The organism is Mesorhizobium sp. P171375 (assembly GCF_057786075.1).
The window spans coordinates 1,243,619-1,260,397 of sequence record NZ_JBYNWF010000001.1; the positions used below are offsets into that span (position 1 = coordinate 1,243,619).

Below are 16,779 nucleotides of genomic sequence, written 5' to 3' on the forward strand. Positions count from 1 at the left end.
CTTGCCAGGTCGAAGCTTTGGTGATTTAGTTTGTATACATGCGATTTTCGCCCCTTCCGCAAGGGAGTGGCCTTGCCTCGTTACAGACAGTCAAAACTCAAAAACAGGGGAACTGCCGTGACTGACAAGAATGGGTTTTTCGATCTCTCCAAATCCACGCTCTCTCGCCGCACGGCGCTGAAAGGTCTCGCCGCCGGTGCCGGCCTGACGCTCGCGCCCGGCTTCGTCCGCTACAGCCAGGCGCAGAGCTCGGCGCCGATCAAGATCGGCTTCCAGTCACACCGCACCGGCATCGGCGCCGCCTATGGCCGCTGGTACGAAAAGACCAGTGTGGCCGCGGTCAAGGCGATCAACGATGCCGGCGGCATCAATGGCCGCCCGGTCGAACTGGTGATCGAGGATGACGGCACCGATCCCGGCCGCGGCGCCGAAGTGGTCGGCAAGTTCGCCACCCAGCACAAGACCGACATCGTCTTCGGCACATTGTTCTCGCATGTCGTGATCGGCTCGGCGCCGGCGGCCGGCGAAAACAAGATTCCCTATTTCGTCGTCAGCGAAGGCCACCATGTCGCCTCGACCAAGCTCAACCGCTACGTCTTCCAGCCCGGCATCACCGATGTGAAGAGCCAGATCCAGTCGATGGCGCCGTGGATCGCGGCCAATGCCGGCAAGAAGGTGACGCAGATCTTCCCCGATTTCGCTTTCGGCTACGACCATCGCGACTACCTGCCGCCGGCGCTGAAGGCGCAGGGCGCCGAGGTCATCGCCCAGATCGCCATCCCGCCGACGGAATCCTCCTTCACCAAATATTTTCCGCAGATCCCGGCCGAAACCGAGGTGATCTACCACGTCATGGTCGGCCCGGCCGTGCTCACCTTCGTCAAGGAGCTCGGCGAGTTCTACGGCTCCAACCGGCCGCAGCTGTTCGGCTTCATCAATTCGCTCGAAGCCACCGACATCAACAGCCCCGGCCTCGAATTTTTGGACGGCAGCCATTTCTGGGAAGGCTCGCCGCGCTATGCTCAGGCCAACGACTCAGCCGCGCAAAAAGCCTACCGCGCCGCCGTCGGCATCGACGACAATGGCGCTGCCGTCGGCGACCCCAAGGACGTCTCCACCGCCGCCCACATGTTCGGCTGCTGGGAAACGCTCTACGTCGTCAAGAAGGCGATGGAAGACGCCGGCTACAAGGGCCCGGAAGACCGCGCCAAGCTGGTCGAGGCGACCGAAGCGCTGACCGAATTCGCCGAGGGGCCGGAGCATCCGCAGGGGCCGAAGACCTTCAACGGCAAGATCCACCAGTGCTTCGGCATCCAGAACATCTCCAAGGTCGAGGGCGGCAAGCTGAATGTCGTTCACAAGACCAAGATCGAAGACGGGCTTTACGAGGCCGAGGGGGATTACACGACGCAGGCGCTCTAAGTTGCTCCAGCGAGCGTGAGCGCCAGCCCACCCCCCTCTGTCCTGCCGGACATCTCCCCCTCAAGGGGGGAGATTGGCAGTTTGTGCGCAGGCGCCTTTCTACCGCCGTCGGTAGTTGGCGAAGCCCATCGTGAAATCCAATCTCCCCCCTTGAGGGGGAGATGCCCGGCAGGGCAGAGGGGGGTGCCTCGCGCGCCCGCCGGTGCCTAGCCCATGCACTTCGGACCCCATCTCCTCCTCGCCGCCCTCGAAGGCCTCGTCACCTCAGCCGTGCTGGCGTTGACCGCACTGGGCCTGTCGCTGGTGTTCGGCGTCATGCGCGTCGTCAACGTCGCCCATGGCGAATTCTTCATGCTGGGCGCGGTGCTCGCCTGGGCGATCTCGACGGCGATCCCCGGCCACCCCACCGTGGGCTTCCTGGCCGCACTGGTGATTGCGCCGCTGATCGTCGGCGCCATCGCGCTCGTCGCCGAGCGGCTGGTGCTGCGCCGGCTCAATTACAATCCGGAAGCCACCATCGTCGCCACCATCGGCATGCTCTACATCATTCAGCAGCTGGCGCTGAGCTTCTACGGCCCGGAGGCGCGGCCGGTGGAGCCGCCCTTCAGCTACCGCATCCTTTTGCCCTGGTTCGGCTATTCCGGCTACAAGCTGTCGATCATCGCCGCCTCCGCACTTCTGCTCGTCGCCACCTGGCTGGTGCTGACGCGCACGAAAATCGGCCTCATCATGCGCGCCACCCAGTATGACAGCGAGACGGCGCAGGCTTTTGGTATCCCGGTCGACCGCGTCTATGCCGGCGTCTTCGCCCTCGGCGCCATGCTGGCCGCCATTGCGGCTGTGCTGATCGTGCCGATCAGCCAGGCGCACTATCTGATGGGACAGGACCCGCTGCTGCTCTCCTTCATCGTCGTCATCATCGGCGGTCTCGGCTCGCTGCGCGGCACCGTCGTCGCCGCTGTTCTGATCGGCCTCTCCGACGGCATCATCTCGGTGTTCTTCTCGCCGACTTTGGCCAAGATCATAGCCACGCTGCTGGTCGCCATGGTGCTGGTGTTCCGCCCACAGGGCCTGTTCGGGCAGGCGTCGCGATGAGCGAAGCTTCGCCGGCAAAAGCCTATGCTCTGCATCTCGGCGTCATCGCGCTGCTGTTTGCGCTGAGCTTCGTCCTGCCGGAATACCATCACGGCCTGCTCGCCCGCATCATGGTGCTGGCGGTGTTCGCCATGGGTTACAACATGTTGTTCGGCTATGTCGGCCTGCTCAGCCTTGGCCACGCCATGTTCTTCGCCGCCGGCCTCTATGGCGCAGGCCTGTCGGTCATCCATCTCGGCTGGAACGTGCCATTGGCCTTTCTCGGCGGCATAGCCTGCGGCGCGTTGCTGGCGCTGGTGATCGGCCTGCTGGCGCTGCGCACCACCGGCGTCGCCTTCATGATCGTCACCATGATGTTCGCGCAGGTCTTCTATCTCGTCATCCTGTATTTCGCTGCCTGGACCGGCGGCGACCAGGGCTTGGTCGTGCCGCAACCGGCGCGCGTTCTGAGCTTCGGCGCGACATCGCTCGACCTCACCAACCCGACCGTGCGCTACATGAGCGCGCTGGCGCTGTTCTCGGCGGTGCTCCTAATTACGCTCGCCATCGTCCGTTCCCGCTACGGCCGCGTGCTGGTCGCCGTGCGCGAGAACGAGGAGCGGACCAAAATGCTCGGCTATGACACCTTTTCCAACAAGCTCATCGCCGTCGTCGTCTCCGGCACCATCTGCGCGGCATCGGGTGCGGCCTATGCGCTGTTGTTCGGCTATGTCGGCTCAAGCTTTGCCTCGGTGCAGTATTCCATCCTGCCGCTGCTCTGGGTGCTGCTCGGTGGCGCCGCCACGACGCTCGGCGCGCTGATCGGCACGGTGTTCATGTACTATGTCATCGACATCACCAGCGGCTACACCTCCGCCTATCTCTTGATCGTCGGCATCGCGCTCATCCTCCTGGTGCTGTTCTTCCCCAAGGGCATTCTCGGCACCATGCGCCAGCGCTGGCTGGGGTGGCTGCCATGATGCCGATGCTGACCACCAAGGGGCTATCGCGCAATTTCGGCGGCCTTCGCGCCGTCGACGGTGTCGACTTTCAGCTGATGCCGGGCGAGATCCGCGCGGTCATCGGCCCCAACGGCGCGGGAAAAACCACCTTCGTCAGCCTGATCAGCGGCCGCATTCAGCCGTCCTCGGGCATGATCGTCTTCGACGGCGCTGATATCACCACCCAGCCGGCCTATCTCAGAGTGCGCCGGGGCATCGCCTACACTTTCCAGATCACCAGCGTCTTTGCCAATCTCTCGGCCTACGACAATGTCGCGCTGCCGGTGCAGCGCACGCTGACCGACGGCCGCTCGAAAGGCGCCGTGCGCACGGGGGTCATGGCCGCGCTGGAACGCACCGGCCTTGCCGACCGCGCCCATATGCCGGCCGGCCAGCTCTCCTACGGCCATCAGCGGCTGCTGGAAGTGGCGATGGGTCTGGCGCTGAAGCCGCGGCTGTTGATCCTCGACGAGCCCACGCAAGGCCTGGCCGATAGCGAGATCGACAATTTCATCGAGCTGGTGCGCGAGATCGCCAAAAGCGCCACCGTGCTTTTGATCGAGCACAATATGCCGGTCGTCATGCAGCTGGCCGACCGCATCACCGTCTTCAACGCAGGCAGGATCCTCGCCGAAGGCACGCCCGAACAGGTCCGCGCCAACACACAGGTGCAGGAAGCCTATCTGGGGACGGCGCCATGACCGGAGCCCCCGCGACGGAAGCGCTGACCATCTCCGGGCTCGACTGCTTCTATGGCGAGGTCCAGGTGCTCTACGGGCTCGACCTCGTGCTCAACAAGGGCGAGGTGCTGTGCCTGTTCGGCCGCAACGGCGCCGGCAAGACGACGACGCTGAAGGCGATCATGGGCTTGGTGCCGGCGGAGGCCGGTTCGATCCGGCTGGGCGACCAGGAACTGACCGGCCTGCCGGCGCATGAGGTGCCGAAGGCCGGCGTCGCCTATGTGCCGCAAGGCAGGCGGCTGTTCGCCGAGATGACGGTGGCGGAAAACATCGAGATCGGCCTGATGGCGCGCGGCAGCGGCAAGGCCGTGCGGGAAAATGTCCTCGACCTTTTTCCATTGCTGCGCCAGCGGCTGCGGCAACGCTCCGGCACTTTGTCCGGCGGTGAACAGCAGATGCTGGCCATGGCCCGGGCGCTCTGCCTCGAACCGCAGGTGCTGTTGCTCGACGAGCCAACCGAAGGCCTGATGCCGTCGATGATCGCCAAGATCCGCGAGACCGTGGTGAAGCTGCGCGAGCTGGGCGTCTCCACCATCCTGGTCGAACAGCGGGTCGATGCCGTGCTGTCGGTCGCCGACCGCGTCTGCTTCATCGAAAACGGCCGCAACCGCGAGACCGTCGATGTCGAGCAACTGCGCGCCGACCCGTCGGCGGTCAGGCGCTATGTGGGGGTGGGCTGAAGCAGGCCTGGACCTCTGAACTCTAATCGTCCAGCGCACCGATCGCTTTCGCGCGCACAAATGCCAGGCCGGCCAGTGCGAGATCGCCAACCGCCATGCCGCGGAACGCGAATGCTGTCCGCTCATTTGCGCCCTGACGACCGGGCACGTCGCCGCCGACCAAACCCGTCAGATCGCCGGCAACGAGCTCCGGTCTCACCATCGGTTTGCTCATTTGCGCCTCTTGCACCAGGTCGTCTATGACGATGCGATCGAAGACAGTCATGGTCTCGGGCAGCCAGGGCAAAGCCAGATCGGTCATGGTCGCGAAGGCTCCCGCCTTCAGCCATCGGGCATCCAAAAATGGAGTGGGCTCTGGCACTAGAGTGACTGTCGTCACCACAATATCGGCAGGCTCGATCGCCTCTTTGGCGGTATCGCTGGGTACTGCGGTTAGACCGCGAATCTCGGCCAACCGACACAATGCGTCACGATTGCTTTGGCCCCGACCAAAGGCGCGAATCTCTTGCAACGGAAAAAGATCGGCCAGGACCTCGAGATGACCGCGCGCCTGAACGCCGCATCCGATGAACGCGACGCAGGCCGAGTCGGCCCGAGCCAGACGCTTGGCGGCCGCAGCGCTTAGACCGGCCGTCCGCTTCGCAGTCACCCAATTGCCGTCGACCACTGCAAGCGGCAGACCCGTCTCAGCGTCGAGAAGGGTTACGAGCGAGTTCAGGATTGGAAGTCCCCTTTCGGCGTTGCGGGGGTTGACCAGCAGCGATTTGGTCGCCAGCACCCGGGGCTCCGTCGCGACTCCGAGAGTGGCCATGATGTAGCGGTTATCGCCCGGCAGAACGACTGCCTTCGGCGCACACCATACCTCGCCCCGCCTCTGACCGACGATCTGCCGCTCGATTTCGTCGACTATGTCGGACGTGGAAATTGGCAGGCTATCCAGGAATTCGCCCGACAGATAAGGCAGGCGGTCGGCTTGGATGGTCATTGTCTCCCCAACAATGGCTTGTCTCGGTACGCATTCTTCGGTTTCAGCGTGCAGTCGACCCCTATCCTCGTTGATAGCAGAAATTGCTGACCCCGCATACGCATGCGCTGTCGGCTCCATGCCGCTCGCAGACGGATCCCGGTCCCCGAAGCCGATGGCTGCCTCAGCTAAAAAACAAAAAGCCCGCGACCAGAAATACCGGCACCAGTACCAGCCCTGACCACGCCATATAGCCGAAGAAACCCGGCATCTTCACGCCGCGATGCCGGGCGATGGCATAGACCATGAAGTTGGGCGCATTGCCGATATAGGTGTTTGCGCCCATGAACACGGCGCCGGCCGAAATCGCAGCCAGCGTCGAGGCGGCTTTCGTCATCAGATGTTGCGGATCGCCACCAGCGAGTTCGAAGAACACCAGATAGGTCGGTGCATTGTCGAGGAAGGACGACAGCCCGCCGGCCAGCCAGAAATAGGCGAGATCGTTAGGCTGACCGGTGGGCGAAGTGACCAGCGCGACCAACGGCGCCAGCGCGCCATCATGGCCGGCGCGAAGGATGGCAATCACCGGCACGATGCAGACGAAGATGCCGGCAAACAGTTTTGCCACCTCCGCGATCGGCCCCCAGGTGAAGCCGTTCGCCTCGCGATCGATCTTGCGTGAGACTGCGAGTGACACCAAGGCGAGCCCCAGGATGATCGCATCGCGCACCAGGTTCTGCAGTTCAAGGCTGACGCCCAATATGGAAAAGCTCACGCCCGGCTTCCACGCCGCCGACAGCAGGATCGCGCCGATGACGCCGGCCAGCAGCGGAAGATTGGCCACGCCGCGAATGCGCACCTTCGTATCCGGGGTCGGGTCCTTGATTTTCGGCGCGCCGCCTTCGCGGCGATGCAGCACGATGTCGATGGCCAGGAAGACAAGCAGCACCATGCCGCCGGTGAACAGCGTCTCGCGCCAGAGGTTCGCCGTCGTCCAGAAGAAGTCGACGCCACGCAGGAAGCCGACGAACAATGGCGGGTCGCCGAGAGGTGTCAGTGAGCCGCCAATGTTGGAGACGAGGAAAATGAAGAAGATGACGACATGGGCGTTGAACGGACGGTTGTCATTGGCGCGCAACATCGGCCGGATCAGGATCATCGAGGCGCCGGTCGTGCCGATCACCGAGGCCAGCATCGCGCCGACAAGCAGCAGCCCGGCATTGACCAGTGGCGTGCCGTGGATGTTGCCGGCAACAAGGATGCCGCCCGAAATGGTGTAGAGCGCGAACAGAAGGATGATGAACGACATATATTCGGTGAGCAGCGTGTGCAGCACGGCCTCGCTCGCCAAAGGCGTGCCGAAGGCGATCGCCAGCGGCACCACCACAAGTGCTGCCCAGGCGGCGGCGATCTTGCCGTAATGATGCTCCCAGACATGGTGGAACAGCAGCGGCCCGGTGGCGATCGACAGCAGCAGTCCGGCAAACGGCAGCCCCCACCACAGCGACATTGCGGCACCAGGCAATTCGCTGCTGTCGGCTGCAAAGGCCAGTTGAGGGGACAGGACGGAGCAGACAACACCTGCCGTGAGAATCGCCCCTAACTGTGTACAGCTCCCTCCAAACCTCACGGCTCAGTCCGCAGTCGGGTCTTCGAGCCTCACCCCGGCGTCGCGCATCCGCTTCAGCATCGCCTCGACCGAACCGTTGAGATCGATGCCGCGGCAGGCGTCGAGCCGCACCGTCGTCTTGAAGCCGTGCTTGACCGCATCGAGCGCCGAGAAGGCGACGCAGAAATCGGTCGCTAGGCCGACCAGCGTCACAGTGTCGATACCGCGCTCCTTGAGGTAGCCGGCGAGCCCGGTTGGCGTCTTGTGGTCGTTCTCGAAGAAGGCGGAGTAGCTGTCGATCGCAGGGCGAAATCCCTTGCGGATCACCAGTTCGGCCTTGGTCCAGGCGAGACCTGAATGGAAGTCCGAGCCAAGGCTGCCCTGAATGCAATGGTCGGGCCATAGCGTCTGCGGCCCATAGGGCATCTCGATCGCGCTGAAAGGCTGTGCCCCCGGATGGCTGGAGGCAAAGCTCGAATGTCCGGCCGGGTGCCAGTCCTGGGTCAGCACGACGTGCTCGGCGTGCCGGATCAGATCGTTGACCAGCGGCACGATCTCGTCGCCGCCCGCAACCGCCAGCGCACCGCCGGGGCAGAAGTCGTTCTGCAGGTCGATGACAACAAGCGCTTCGTCGGCCATGGCGCCTCTCCTCTTTCTTCGTCTCGAGCGGGGATCGAGTGAAAAACGCCGCGGATGCGACCGGATGCAGAAACTTGACCAGATGGCGGCCTGCGTCAACCTCTGCAAGCGTAACAAATGCGTGGTGACCAGCTTCCCGCAAACTCCGGCTTTGACAATTCCCGCCAGCTTGATATCATTTGCATACGAATGAATTTGGCCAGATCGAATACTGGCGGGGTTTCGGGAAGACCCCACTTTTTGGGAAGGCCCATTTCTTGGGAAGGCAGGCGTGATCCGTTACGCGAAACCCACCACGCTGGACGAGGCGCTCGCCATGTTGAGCGAGGGCGCCTGGCGCGTGCTTGCCGGCGGCACCGATTTCTATCCGGCGCAAGGCGCCAAGCCGTTCCGCGACAATGTTCTCGACATCAATGGCCTGGCTTGCCTGCGCGGCATCGCCGAGACCGAGAGCCATTGGGTTTTGGGCGCCCGCACCACCTGGACCGATCTGGTCCGCCATCCCTTGCCGGCGGCTTTCGATGCGCTGAAGCAGGCCGCGCGTGAGGTCGGCTCGCTGCAGATCCAGAATGTCGCGTCCATCGCCGGCAATCTCTGCAACGCCTCGCCGGCTGCTGACGGCGTGCCGGGTCTGCTGGTGCTGGACGCCGAGGTCGAACTGCGGTCAGTCGCAGCGACGCGCTACCTGCCGCTGCAGGGGTTCATTCTCGGCAACCGCCGCACGGCTTTGCTGCCCGGCGAACTGGCCACCGCCATCCGCATTCCGAAGCGCGCTTCCGCCGGCAGCTCAGCCTTTGTCAAGCTTGGTGCGCGGCGTTATCTCGTCATCTCCATCGCCATGGTGGCGGCGCGCCTTGTCGTCGACAACGGTATAGTCACGGAAGCGGCCGTTTCCGTCGGCTCCTGTTCAGCTGTCGCCAGGCGGCTCGCCGGTGTCGAAGCTGTGCTGCGCGGCAAACCTGCCGGCCCGGCACTCGCCGATGCGGTCCTGTCCGCGCCGATGGCCGAGCTGTCGCCGATCGCCGATGTGCGCGGCAGCGCCGAATACCGGCTCGACGCGGCACGCGAGCTTGTCGCCCGCGCCGTGCTGGGAGCCTGCGGTCTGACGAACGACAACAGCATGGTGGCGGCATGAGCCAGGTTCGGTCTGAGGCGATAGAAGCTCTGCCCGACCTCGTGCCGGGCTTCGGCCTCGAGCGTGCGGATATCGCTTTCGCCGTCAATGGCGCCGCCGTCTCGGTCAATGTGCCGCCGCTGCGCCGGCTCTCGCAGGTTCTGCGCGACGAATTGCAGCTGACCGGCACCAAGGTCGGTTGCGATGCCGGCGATTGTGGCGCCTGCACGGTGCTGGTCGACGGCGACGCCGTCTGTGCCTGCCTGATGCCGGCGGCCTCCGCGGCCGGGACATCGGTGACGACCGTCGAAGGCCTCGCCAATGGCCGCCTGTCGGCGCTGCAGGGGTCTTTCCTGGCGCATGGCGCGGCGCAATGCGGCATCTGCACGCCGGCCCTGCTGGTCGCGGGCACGGCGCTGCTGGAGACAAAGCCGAACCCGACAGAGGTCGAGGTGCAGGATGCGCTGGGCGGTATCCTCTGCCGCTGCACCGGCTACAGGAAGATCATCGCGGCGGTGATGGATGCCTCCTTGCAGGTGTCCAGCCTTGATCTCCGTTTGCCTCAGTCGGGCAATGCCGTAGGTGCCTCTCCAGTCCGGCTCGACGGCGTGCCAAAAGTCACCGGCGGCGAAAAGTTCGGCGGTGATTCTTTCCCCACCGATGCGATGGCTGTGCTGGTGGTCCGTTCGCCGCACTATCACGCCAGCTTCGCGTTCGGCGATCTCGATGGCTGGGTGAAGAAGCATCCCGGCATCGTCGGTGTCTTCACCGCCGCCGACATTCCAGGCAAAAACTGTTTTGGCGTCATCGGTCCATTTGCCGATCAGCCGGCGCTGGCCGAAGGCTTTGCCCGCCTGCGCGGCGAGGCTGTGGCGCTGGTCGCCGGCGAGCGCGAGGCGATGCTCGATCTTGACCTCAGTGATTTCCCAGTCCGCTGGACCGAATTGCCGCATTTTCTGCAGCCCGGCGACGCGCAGGCCGAAGGTGCTGCGCTGATCCATGCCAACCGCCCGGACAATTTGTTGACCAAGGGCTTTGTCGAGCGCGGCGACCCCGAGGCCGCTCTTGCCGGCGCTGCCTTCACCGCGACCGGAGCCATCGACACCTCCTATGTCGAGCATGCCTATATCGAGCCGGAGGCCGGCCACGCCTATATGGATGGCGACACTCTGGTCGTCGTCGCCTGCACCCAGGCGCCTTACATGGACCGCGACGACACGGCGAAAGTGCTCGGCCTTGCCGTCGACAAGGTCCGCATCGTGCCGACCGCGACCGGCGGCGGTTTCGGCTCGAAGCTGGACGTCTCGCTGCAACCTCTCATCGGCCTTGTGGCGCTGAAGACCGGCCGGCCGGCAGCGCTCGCCTACACCCGCAACGAATCCATGATGTCGACCACCAAGCGCCATCCCTCCGAGATGAAGGCAACCATCGGCGTCGATGCCGAGGGACGGGTCACCGGCATGGTCTTCACAGGCGATTTCAACACCGGCGCCTATGCCAGCTGGGGCCCGACCGTCGCCAACCGCGTGCCCGTGCACGCCTCCGGTCCCTATGCGACGCCGAACTATCGGGCCGAAGGCCGCGCCATCCACACAAACGGGCCGATCTCCGGCGCCTTCCGCGGCTTCGGCGTGCCGCAGGCGACTATCATGCAGGAGACGCTCTATGATGAGCTCGCCGGCAAGCTTAATATGGATCGGCTCGATTTCCGCTTGAAAAACTGCCTTCGGAACGGCGCCGAAACGGTCACCGGGCAGAGGCTGGAGTCGGGAGTCGGTATTTTCGAATGCCTCGATGCTTTGCGGCCGCATTGGGCTCGCGCGACGGCCGACGCAGATACATTCAATTCCTCCAATACGAGCAAAAAGCGCGGCGTCGGCATCGCGTCCTGCTGGTATGGCTGCGGCAACACCTCGCTGCCCAATCCGTCGACCATAAGGGTCGGCATTGCGCCAGCGGGCGAGGTCATCCTGCATCAGGGCGCCGTCGATATCGGCCAGGGCTCGAACACCGTCATCACCCAGATCTGCGCGGACGCCCTCGGCCTGCCGCTGGACAGATTCCGGCTGAAAAGCGCCGACACCGCGATCAGCCCCGACGCCGGCAAAACATCGGCCTCGCGCCAGACCTTCGTCACTGGCAAGGCGGCCGAAAAAGCCGGCTGCGCCTTGCGCGAAAAAATCCTGCGCTTTGCCAATGTCTCGGAGAACGCGGCCTTGCAATTGGACGGCGCGGCGCTCGTCATCCGCGAGGGTGAAGCCACGCGCCGCATCGATCTCGCCGCCCTCGATGTGGATGCGGACGGCTTCGTCTTCCGCGCCGAGGAGACCTACGATCCGCCGACGCTGCCGCTCGATGCCAAGGGCCAGGGCAAGCCTTACGCCGTCTATGGCTATGGCGCGCAGATCGCCGAACTCGAAGTGGATCTCAAGCTCGGCACCGTGAAGCTGTTGAAAATCACCGCCGCGCACGATGTCGGCAAGGCGATCAACCCGCTGCTGGTCGAAGGCCAGATCGAAGGCGGCATTGCGCAAGGCATCGGCATGGCGCTGATGGAGGAGTATATCCCCGGCCGTACCGAGAATTTGCACGACTATCTCATCCCGACCATCGGCGATGTGCCGCCGATCGAGCACATTCTGATCGAGGTTCCCGATCCGGAAGGCCCGTTCGGCGCCAAGGGCCTGGGCGAGCATGTCCTGATCCCGACGGCACCCGCGATCCTCAACGCCATCCGCCACGCCACCGGCGTGCTCATCACCAAGGTCCCGGCGACGCCGACGCGCATCCGCGCTGGCATCCGCGCAAAAGATGGCATCCGCGAAAAGGAGGCCGGCCGATGAGCGAGCTTGCCGAACGCTTCGAAACCCACGATCCCGGCGAGAAGCTGGTGGCGGAGAAGATCCGCTGCGATGCCTGTCCGGTCATGTGCTACATCGCCGATGGCCGCACCGGCGCCTGCGATCGCTACGGCAACTCAGGCGGCCGCATCGTGCGCATGGACCCGCTGACCATTCTCGACCACGCGGCCGAGAGCGGCGCCGCCGTCGTGCCTTTCACGGCCGAAGGCGAGCAATGGGACGGCGAACTCGTCAACACCGGCCGCCGCTTCGTCACCGCAATCGGCGCTGGCACCACCTATCCCGACTACAAGCCGGCGCCGTTCATCGTCAGCCAGGAGGTCGAAGGCGTCGATCTGGTGACCGTGGTCACCGAGGGCATTTTTTCGTACTGCGGCGTCAAGGTGAAGATCGACACCGACCGCCATCTCGGCCCCGAAACGGCAATCGTGCGCTCGCAAGGCGAAGCGATCGGCCATGTCACCACAGGCGAATACGGCTCGCAGATGCTGTCGCTGGGCGGCGTGCATCATCTGACCGGCGGCTCCAAGGCAGAGGGACGCGCCACGTGTGACGCGATGCTCAATCTGTGCAACCGCAAGCCGGTCGAACTGACCATCGACGGCGGCGCCACCATCATCGTCGAAGCCGGCAAACCACCTGTCATCGACGGCAAGCAGGAACACCGCATGCGCGTCGGCTGCGGCTCCGCCACCATCGGCATGTTCGCCACGCAATGGCGCGGCCTGGTCGACGAGGTGGTGGTGGTCGACGACCACATCACCGGCGTTGTCTCCGAGCATCAGGCCGGCAAGGTGCTGGGCTGGCAGGAGACCGGCATCAAGATCATCGGCCGCCGTTCGACGCCGGGCCGCTATTTCAAAGTCTCCGAGCCCGGCCTCGGCTGGGGTGGCACCTCGATTTCCGATCCGCTGTCGATCCTCGGCGAGTGGAATTCCAAGAAGGGCGCGCGTCCGGGCCTATCGCTGCTGATGGTGTCGACCACGGGCGAGCAGTTTGCCTTCTACGAACTCGATGACGAATTGAAGCCGGTCGAAAAGCCATTCCCGGAACGGCTGCAAAAATCGGTCGGGCTGATCGAGGACAATTGTGAGCCGGCGCTCTGCACCGTGCTGTTCATCGGCGGCGCCGGCGGTTCGCTGCGCGCCGGCGTCACCGAAAACCCGGTCAATCTCACCCGCTCGGTGCAGGGCCTGAAGACCTATGTAACGGTCGGCGGCGCGCCGGTCTATGTCTGGCCGGGCGGCGGCATCACGCTGATGGTCGACGTCACGCGGGTGCCGGAAGGCGCTTTCGGCCATGTGCCGACGCCGGCGTTGGTGGCGCCGATCGAATTCACCTTGCGCCGCGACGACTATATCAGGCTGGGCGGCTACGAGGCCGAGATACGCAGCGTCGAAGATATTGTTGCCAAGGGTGGCGAATACCTCAATCCGCGCCGCGGTACAGGCGCCGAGGCTCAGAACCCGTGGCCACCGCTGGCGCAGTTGCGCCGCGCCGGCTCGAACGGGGCCACCTGATGCAGGGCCCGCAGGTCAACTGGCTGCAGGACGGCAAGCGGCTGCATCTCAACCACGGACCGATCGACCTCATCGTCGAGGCCTTCGGCGAGGTGGATGAGAGTCGTGCCGCCTACGACCAGGCCGTCGCGCGCTTTCAGACGATCCTGATCGAGTTGGTCGAGGAGCTGCCCGAACTGCGGCTGCCGGCATTTTTCCTGGCGCCGCGCACCTTCGCCGGCCCGACGGCGCGCCGCATGGAAGCAGCCGTCATTCCCTTGGCGGAATGCTTCATCACGCCGATGGCCGCCGTTGCAGGATCGGTAGCCGACGAAATGCTCGCCGCACTGCTTGCCGGCCGCAAGCTCGATCGCGCCTATGTCAACAATGGCGGCGACAGCGCGCTCCATATCGGCAGGGGCCAGTCAATGAACCTTGCGATCGCCGGCACTGGCAACGGTATGGCCGACCGCATCACGATTCACTCGGCAGACGGTGTGCGCGGCGTCGCCACCAGCGGTTGGCGCGGCCGCTCGTTTTCGCTGGGCATTGCCGATGCCGTCACTGTGCTGGCGCGCACTGGCGCCGAGGCCGACGCGGCGGCGACGCTCATTGCCAACGCCGTCGACCTGCCCGGCAATCCCGCCATCAAGCGCATTCCCGCACAGGATCTCGCGCCGGACAGCGATCTGGGCGCGCGGCTGGTGACACAAGCTGTCGGCACGCTTGCCCTTGGCGACGTGGAGCGGGCGCTGGACAATGGCCTTGCTGTCGCAGAAGATTTTCGCCGGCGCGGCCTGATCGCCGCATCGGCGCTGTTTCTTGGCGGTGAGACCCGCATCAGTGGTTCCATGGCGCTTGCCGCGCCCAACAAAAGTCCTGGGAAGGAAGTTGCCCATGCCTGAGTTTCCGATCCGCAAGATCGCGGTTCTGACCGAAGAGATCTTTCACGATGGCGGGCCGCTCGCGGCCACGCCGCGCCGCCGCGCCGCAGCCGTGGCGCTGGTCAAGAACCCGTTTGCCGGCCGCTACGTGGAAGAACTGCAGAGCGCCATGGACGATCTGAAGCCGCTCGGCCTGCTGCTCACCGACAAGCTCATTGCCGCATTGGGGGGCGACATCAAGCAGATCGACGCCTACGGCAAGGGCACCATTGTCGGGTCGGCGGGCGAGCTCGAGCATGGCGCGCTGTGGCATGTGCCGGGCGGCTACGCCATGCGCGAGCGGCTCGGCGACGCCAAGGCGATCGTGCCGTCGGCAACCAAGGTCGGCGCCTTCGGCTCGCGGCTCGACGTGCCGCTTGGTCACACCAACGCCGCCTATGTGCGCAGCCATTTCGACGCCATGGAAGTCGGCCTCAGCGACGGGCCGCGTCCCGACGAAATCCTGTTCTGCCTGGCCATGAGCTGCGGTCCGCGCGTGCATGATCGCATGGGCGGCCTGGCGGTTGGCGACATCAAGGCCTGGGACGGCTTGCGATGAGCGGCGGTGAGCTCAAGCTGGTCGAGGCCGAAGAGCCTGACGATCACGATTATCGCCTGCAGGAGCAGGTCGGCTTCATCCTGCGCAAGGCGCATCAGCGCCATGTCTCGATCTTTGCATCGCAGATCGGCGACCTGACGCCGCCGCAATTCGCAGCGCTGGCCAAGCTGCACGATGTCGGCGAGACCTCGCAGAACCAGCTCGGCACGCTGATCGCCATGGATGCGGCAACGGTCAAGGGCGTGATCGACCGGCTGAAAGCGCGCGGCCTGGTCGATCTCACCAAGCATGAGGTCGATAAAAGGCGGTTGCTGGTCAATCTGACGCCTGAGGGACGCGAGTCCATCGAGCGGCTGATCCCGCTGGCACGCGCCATCACCCAGGAAACGCTGGCGCCGCTGACCGCCAAGGAGGCGGCTACCTTTATGCGGCTGCTGGCGAAACTCGCCTAAGCAATTCCAGCAAAAGTGCGAAGCGGTTTTCCCGGGAAAAGCGCGTAGCGCCTTCCCTTGGGAATTGCGTCAAACAAGGAAATTTCAAGCGCGCAGCCGCGCGCCTTCTGGATCGAAGAACGGCATCGACGCCACCACCGCGCGTGTCGGCTTGCCGTCAATGTCGATGCTGAGTTCGGTGCCGATGGCGGTGAACGGCAGCCGCAGATGCGCCGTCGCCAGCACCTTGCCCAGGGAATAGCCGTGATCGCTGTAGGTGACCACGCCAACATCCTCGCCATCGGCCAGAACCCCGGCATCCGTCGCCGCCGGCCTGTTGCCGTCGAGGATCAGACCGGTCCAGCGCTCGTCGAGCCCCTTGTCACGGATCTTGAGCAGTGCGTCGCGGCCGATGAAATCGCCCTTGTCGAACTTGATCCAGCGATCGAGTCCGACATGGAATGGAGTGCGGGTCTCGTCCATGTCGATGCCATGCGCCGGATAGGCCTTCTCCAGCCCGAGCGTGAACATCGCCAGCACGCCGTAAGGTTTCAGGCCAAAATCGCCGCCGGTCCGCATCAGGGCGTCCCAGACGGAGGCAGCCTCGTCGGCCGGCACGAACAGTTCGAAGCCGAGTTCGCCGGTCACGCCCGTGCGCGAGATCAGCACCTTCGTCTCGCCGACGCGCCCTGAAGTGAATGCCCAGCGCTTGAGCCCATCGAGATCGGCGTCCGACACCAGCACCTTCAGAAGCGCGCGTGATCGCGGCCCCTGTATGGTCGGGAAAGCGACAGCCGCGGTGATATCCGTGACATAGGCTTTTCGGCCCTCAGCATGCTGCTGCAGCCAGGGCAGCATCTTCAGCCGGTTGACCGAGCCGGTCACCAGCATGAAATGCTCGGGCGCCAGCCGAAACACGGTGAGGTCGTCCATGATGCCGCCATCGTCGCGGCAGACGGTGGAATAGCGCACCTGTCCCGGCTTCATCGCAGCGGCATCATTCACGATGACGTGGTTGACCAGCGCCTCGGCTTCCGGCCCCTTGATGTCCATCTTGCCCATGGTGCTGAGGTCCTGCACGCCGACATTCTTGCGGGTGTTCAGGTGCTCATCGGCAATGCCGGAATAATATTTGGCCGAAACGAAATTGCCGCCGACCCGGCCCATCGTGGCGCCGAGCCCAACGATGCTGTTGTAGAAAGGGGAGCGCCGCTCAACCAAGAAACTTCTCCGTCATCAAAGAGAAACGGCAGCGCCTGACGG

Annotated in this window: 15 protein-coding genes; 11 read left to right on the plus strand and 4 right to left on the minus strand. The window is 64.5% G+C overall.

Annotated features, from left to right (window positions below):
• Nucleotides 1–117 precede the first annotated feature (117 nt).
• From ACYHH6_RS06205 to ACYHH6_RS06225, 5 genes are all read left to right on the plus strand, one after another.
• Nucleotides 118–1,422, plus strand: a complete 1,305-nt coding sequence (locus tag ACYHH6_RS06205; RefSeq protein ID WP_488500409.1) for an ABC transporter substrate-binding protein — start codon at nt 118–120, stop codon at nt 1,420–1,422.
• A 213-nt stretch (nt 1,423–1,635) separates the two neighbouring features.
• A complete protein-coding gene (locus tag ACYHH6_RS06210; protein WP_352582590.1) occupies nt 1,636–2,517 on the plus strand; it encodes a branched-chain amino acid ABC transporter permease in 882 nt (293 codons plus the stop codon).
• A complete protein-coding gene (locus ACYHH6_RS06215) occupies nt 2,514–3,476 on the plus strand; it encodes a branched-chain amino acid ABC transporter permease (RefSeq protein ID WP_352582587.1) in 963 nt (320 codons plus the stop codon). Before ACYHH6_RS06210 ends, ACYHH6_RS06215 begins: the two co-directional genes overlap by 4 nt.
• Nucleotides 3,473–4,198 carry an ABC transporter ATP-binding protein gene (locus tag ACYHH6_RS06220; RefSeq protein WP_352582585.1) on the plus strand — a complete coding sequence of 242 codons (726 nt, stop codon included), beginning with the start codon at nt 3,473–3,475 and terminating at the stop codon, nt 4,196–4,198. The genes ACYHH6_RS06215 and ACYHH6_RS06220 overlap by 4 nt, the downstream gene beginning before the upstream one ends.
• Complete coding sequence (locus tag ACYHH6_RS06225) at nt 4,195–4,917, plus strand: ABC transporter ATP-binding protein (protein ID WP_352582583.1); 723 nt, start codon at nt 4,195–4,197, stop codon at nt 4,915–4,917. The genes ACYHH6_RS06220 and ACYHH6_RS06225 overlap by 4 nt, the downstream gene beginning before the upstream one ends.
• A gap of 22 nt (nt 4,918–4,939) precedes the next feature.
• On the opposite strand, the gene ACYHH6_RS06230 is transcribed toward ACYHH6_RS06225, so the two are convergent.
• The 3 genes from ACYHH6_RS06230 to pncA form a co-directional block, all read right to left on the minus strand.
• Nucleotides 4,940–5,902, minus strand: a complete 963-nt coding sequence (locus ACYHH6_RS06230; protein WP_352582581.1) for an ornithine cyclodeaminase family protein — start codon at nt 5,900–5,902, stop codon at nt 4,940–4,942.
• Nucleotides 5,903–6,065: 163 nt separating this feature from the next.
• Nucleotides 6,066–7,445: a sodium:proton antiporter gene (locus tag ACYHH6_RS06235; RefSeq protein ID WP_352583272.1), complete on the minus strand. Its 1,380-nt coding sequence runs from the start codon at nt 7,443–7,445 to the stop codon at nt 6,066–6,068.
• Between the two features lie 69 nt (nt 7,446–7,514).
• Nucleotides 7,515–8,129 carry a bifunctional nicotinamidase/pyrazinamidase gene (pncA, locus tag ACYHH6_RS06240; RefSeq protein ID WP_352582579.1) on the minus strand — a complete coding sequence of 205 codons (615 nt, stop codon included), beginning with the start codon at nt 8,127–8,129 and terminating at the stop codon, nt 7,515–7,517.
• Between the two features lie 271 nt (nt 8,130–8,400).
• On the opposite strand from pncA, the gene ACYHH6_RS06245 reads away from it, so the two are divergent.
• The 6 genes from ACYHH6_RS06245 to ACYHH6_RS06270 are packed head-to-tail and all read left to right on the plus strand — an operon-like array spanning nt 8,401 to nt 15,537.
• Complete coding sequence (locus ACYHH6_RS06245; protein ID WP_352582577.1) at nt 8,401–9,264, plus strand: FAD binding domain-containing protein; 864 nt, start codon at nt 8,401–8,403, stop codon at nt 9,262–9,264.
• A complete protein-coding gene (locus ACYHH6_RS06250) occupies nt 9,261–12,086 on the plus strand; it encodes a molybdopterin-dependent oxidoreductase (protein WP_352582575.1) in 2,826 nt (941 codons plus the stop codon). Before ACYHH6_RS06245 ends, ACYHH6_RS06250 begins: the two co-directional genes overlap by 4 nt.
• Nucleotides 12,083–13,624: a 6-hydroxynicotinate reductase gene (locus tag ACYHH6_RS06255; RefSeq protein ID WP_352582573.1), complete on the plus strand. Its 1,542-nt coding sequence runs from the start codon at nt 12,083–12,085 to the stop codon at nt 13,622–13,624. Before ACYHH6_RS06250 ends, ACYHH6_RS06255 begins: the two co-directional genes overlap by 4 nt.
• Nucleotides 13,624–14,508, plus strand: a complete 885-nt coding sequence (locus ACYHH6_RS06260; RefSeq protein ID WP_352582571.1) for a UPF0280 family protein — start codon at nt 13,624–13,626, stop codon at nt 14,506–14,508. Before ACYHH6_RS06255 ends, ACYHH6_RS06260 begins: the two co-directional genes overlap by 1 nt.
• Nucleotides 14,501–15,085, plus strand: coding sequence for an amino acid synthesis family protein (locus tag ACYHH6_RS06265; protein ID WP_352582569.1), 585 nt, complete (start codon nt 14,501–14,503; stop codon nt 15,083–15,085). Before ACYHH6_RS06260 ends, ACYHH6_RS06265 begins: the two co-directional genes overlap by 8 nt.
• Nucleotides 15,082–15,537: a MarR family winged helix-turn-helix transcriptional regulator gene (locus ACYHH6_RS06270; protein ID WP_352582567.1), complete on the plus strand. Its 456-nt coding sequence runs from the start codon at nt 15,082–15,084 to the stop codon at nt 15,535–15,537. The genes ACYHH6_RS06265 and ACYHH6_RS06270 overlap by 4 nt, the downstream gene beginning before the upstream one ends.
• A gap of 84 nt (nt 15,538–15,621) precedes the next feature.
• On the opposite strand, the gene ACYHH6_RS06275 is transcribed toward ACYHH6_RS06270, so the two are convergent.
• Nucleotides 15,622–16,737, minus strand: coding sequence for an aminomethyl transferase family protein (locus tag ACYHH6_RS06275; RefSeq protein ID WP_352582565.1), 1,116 nt, complete (start codon nt 16,735–16,737; stop codon nt 15,622–15,624).
• Between the last annotated feature and the right edge of the window lie 42 nt (nt 16,738–16,779).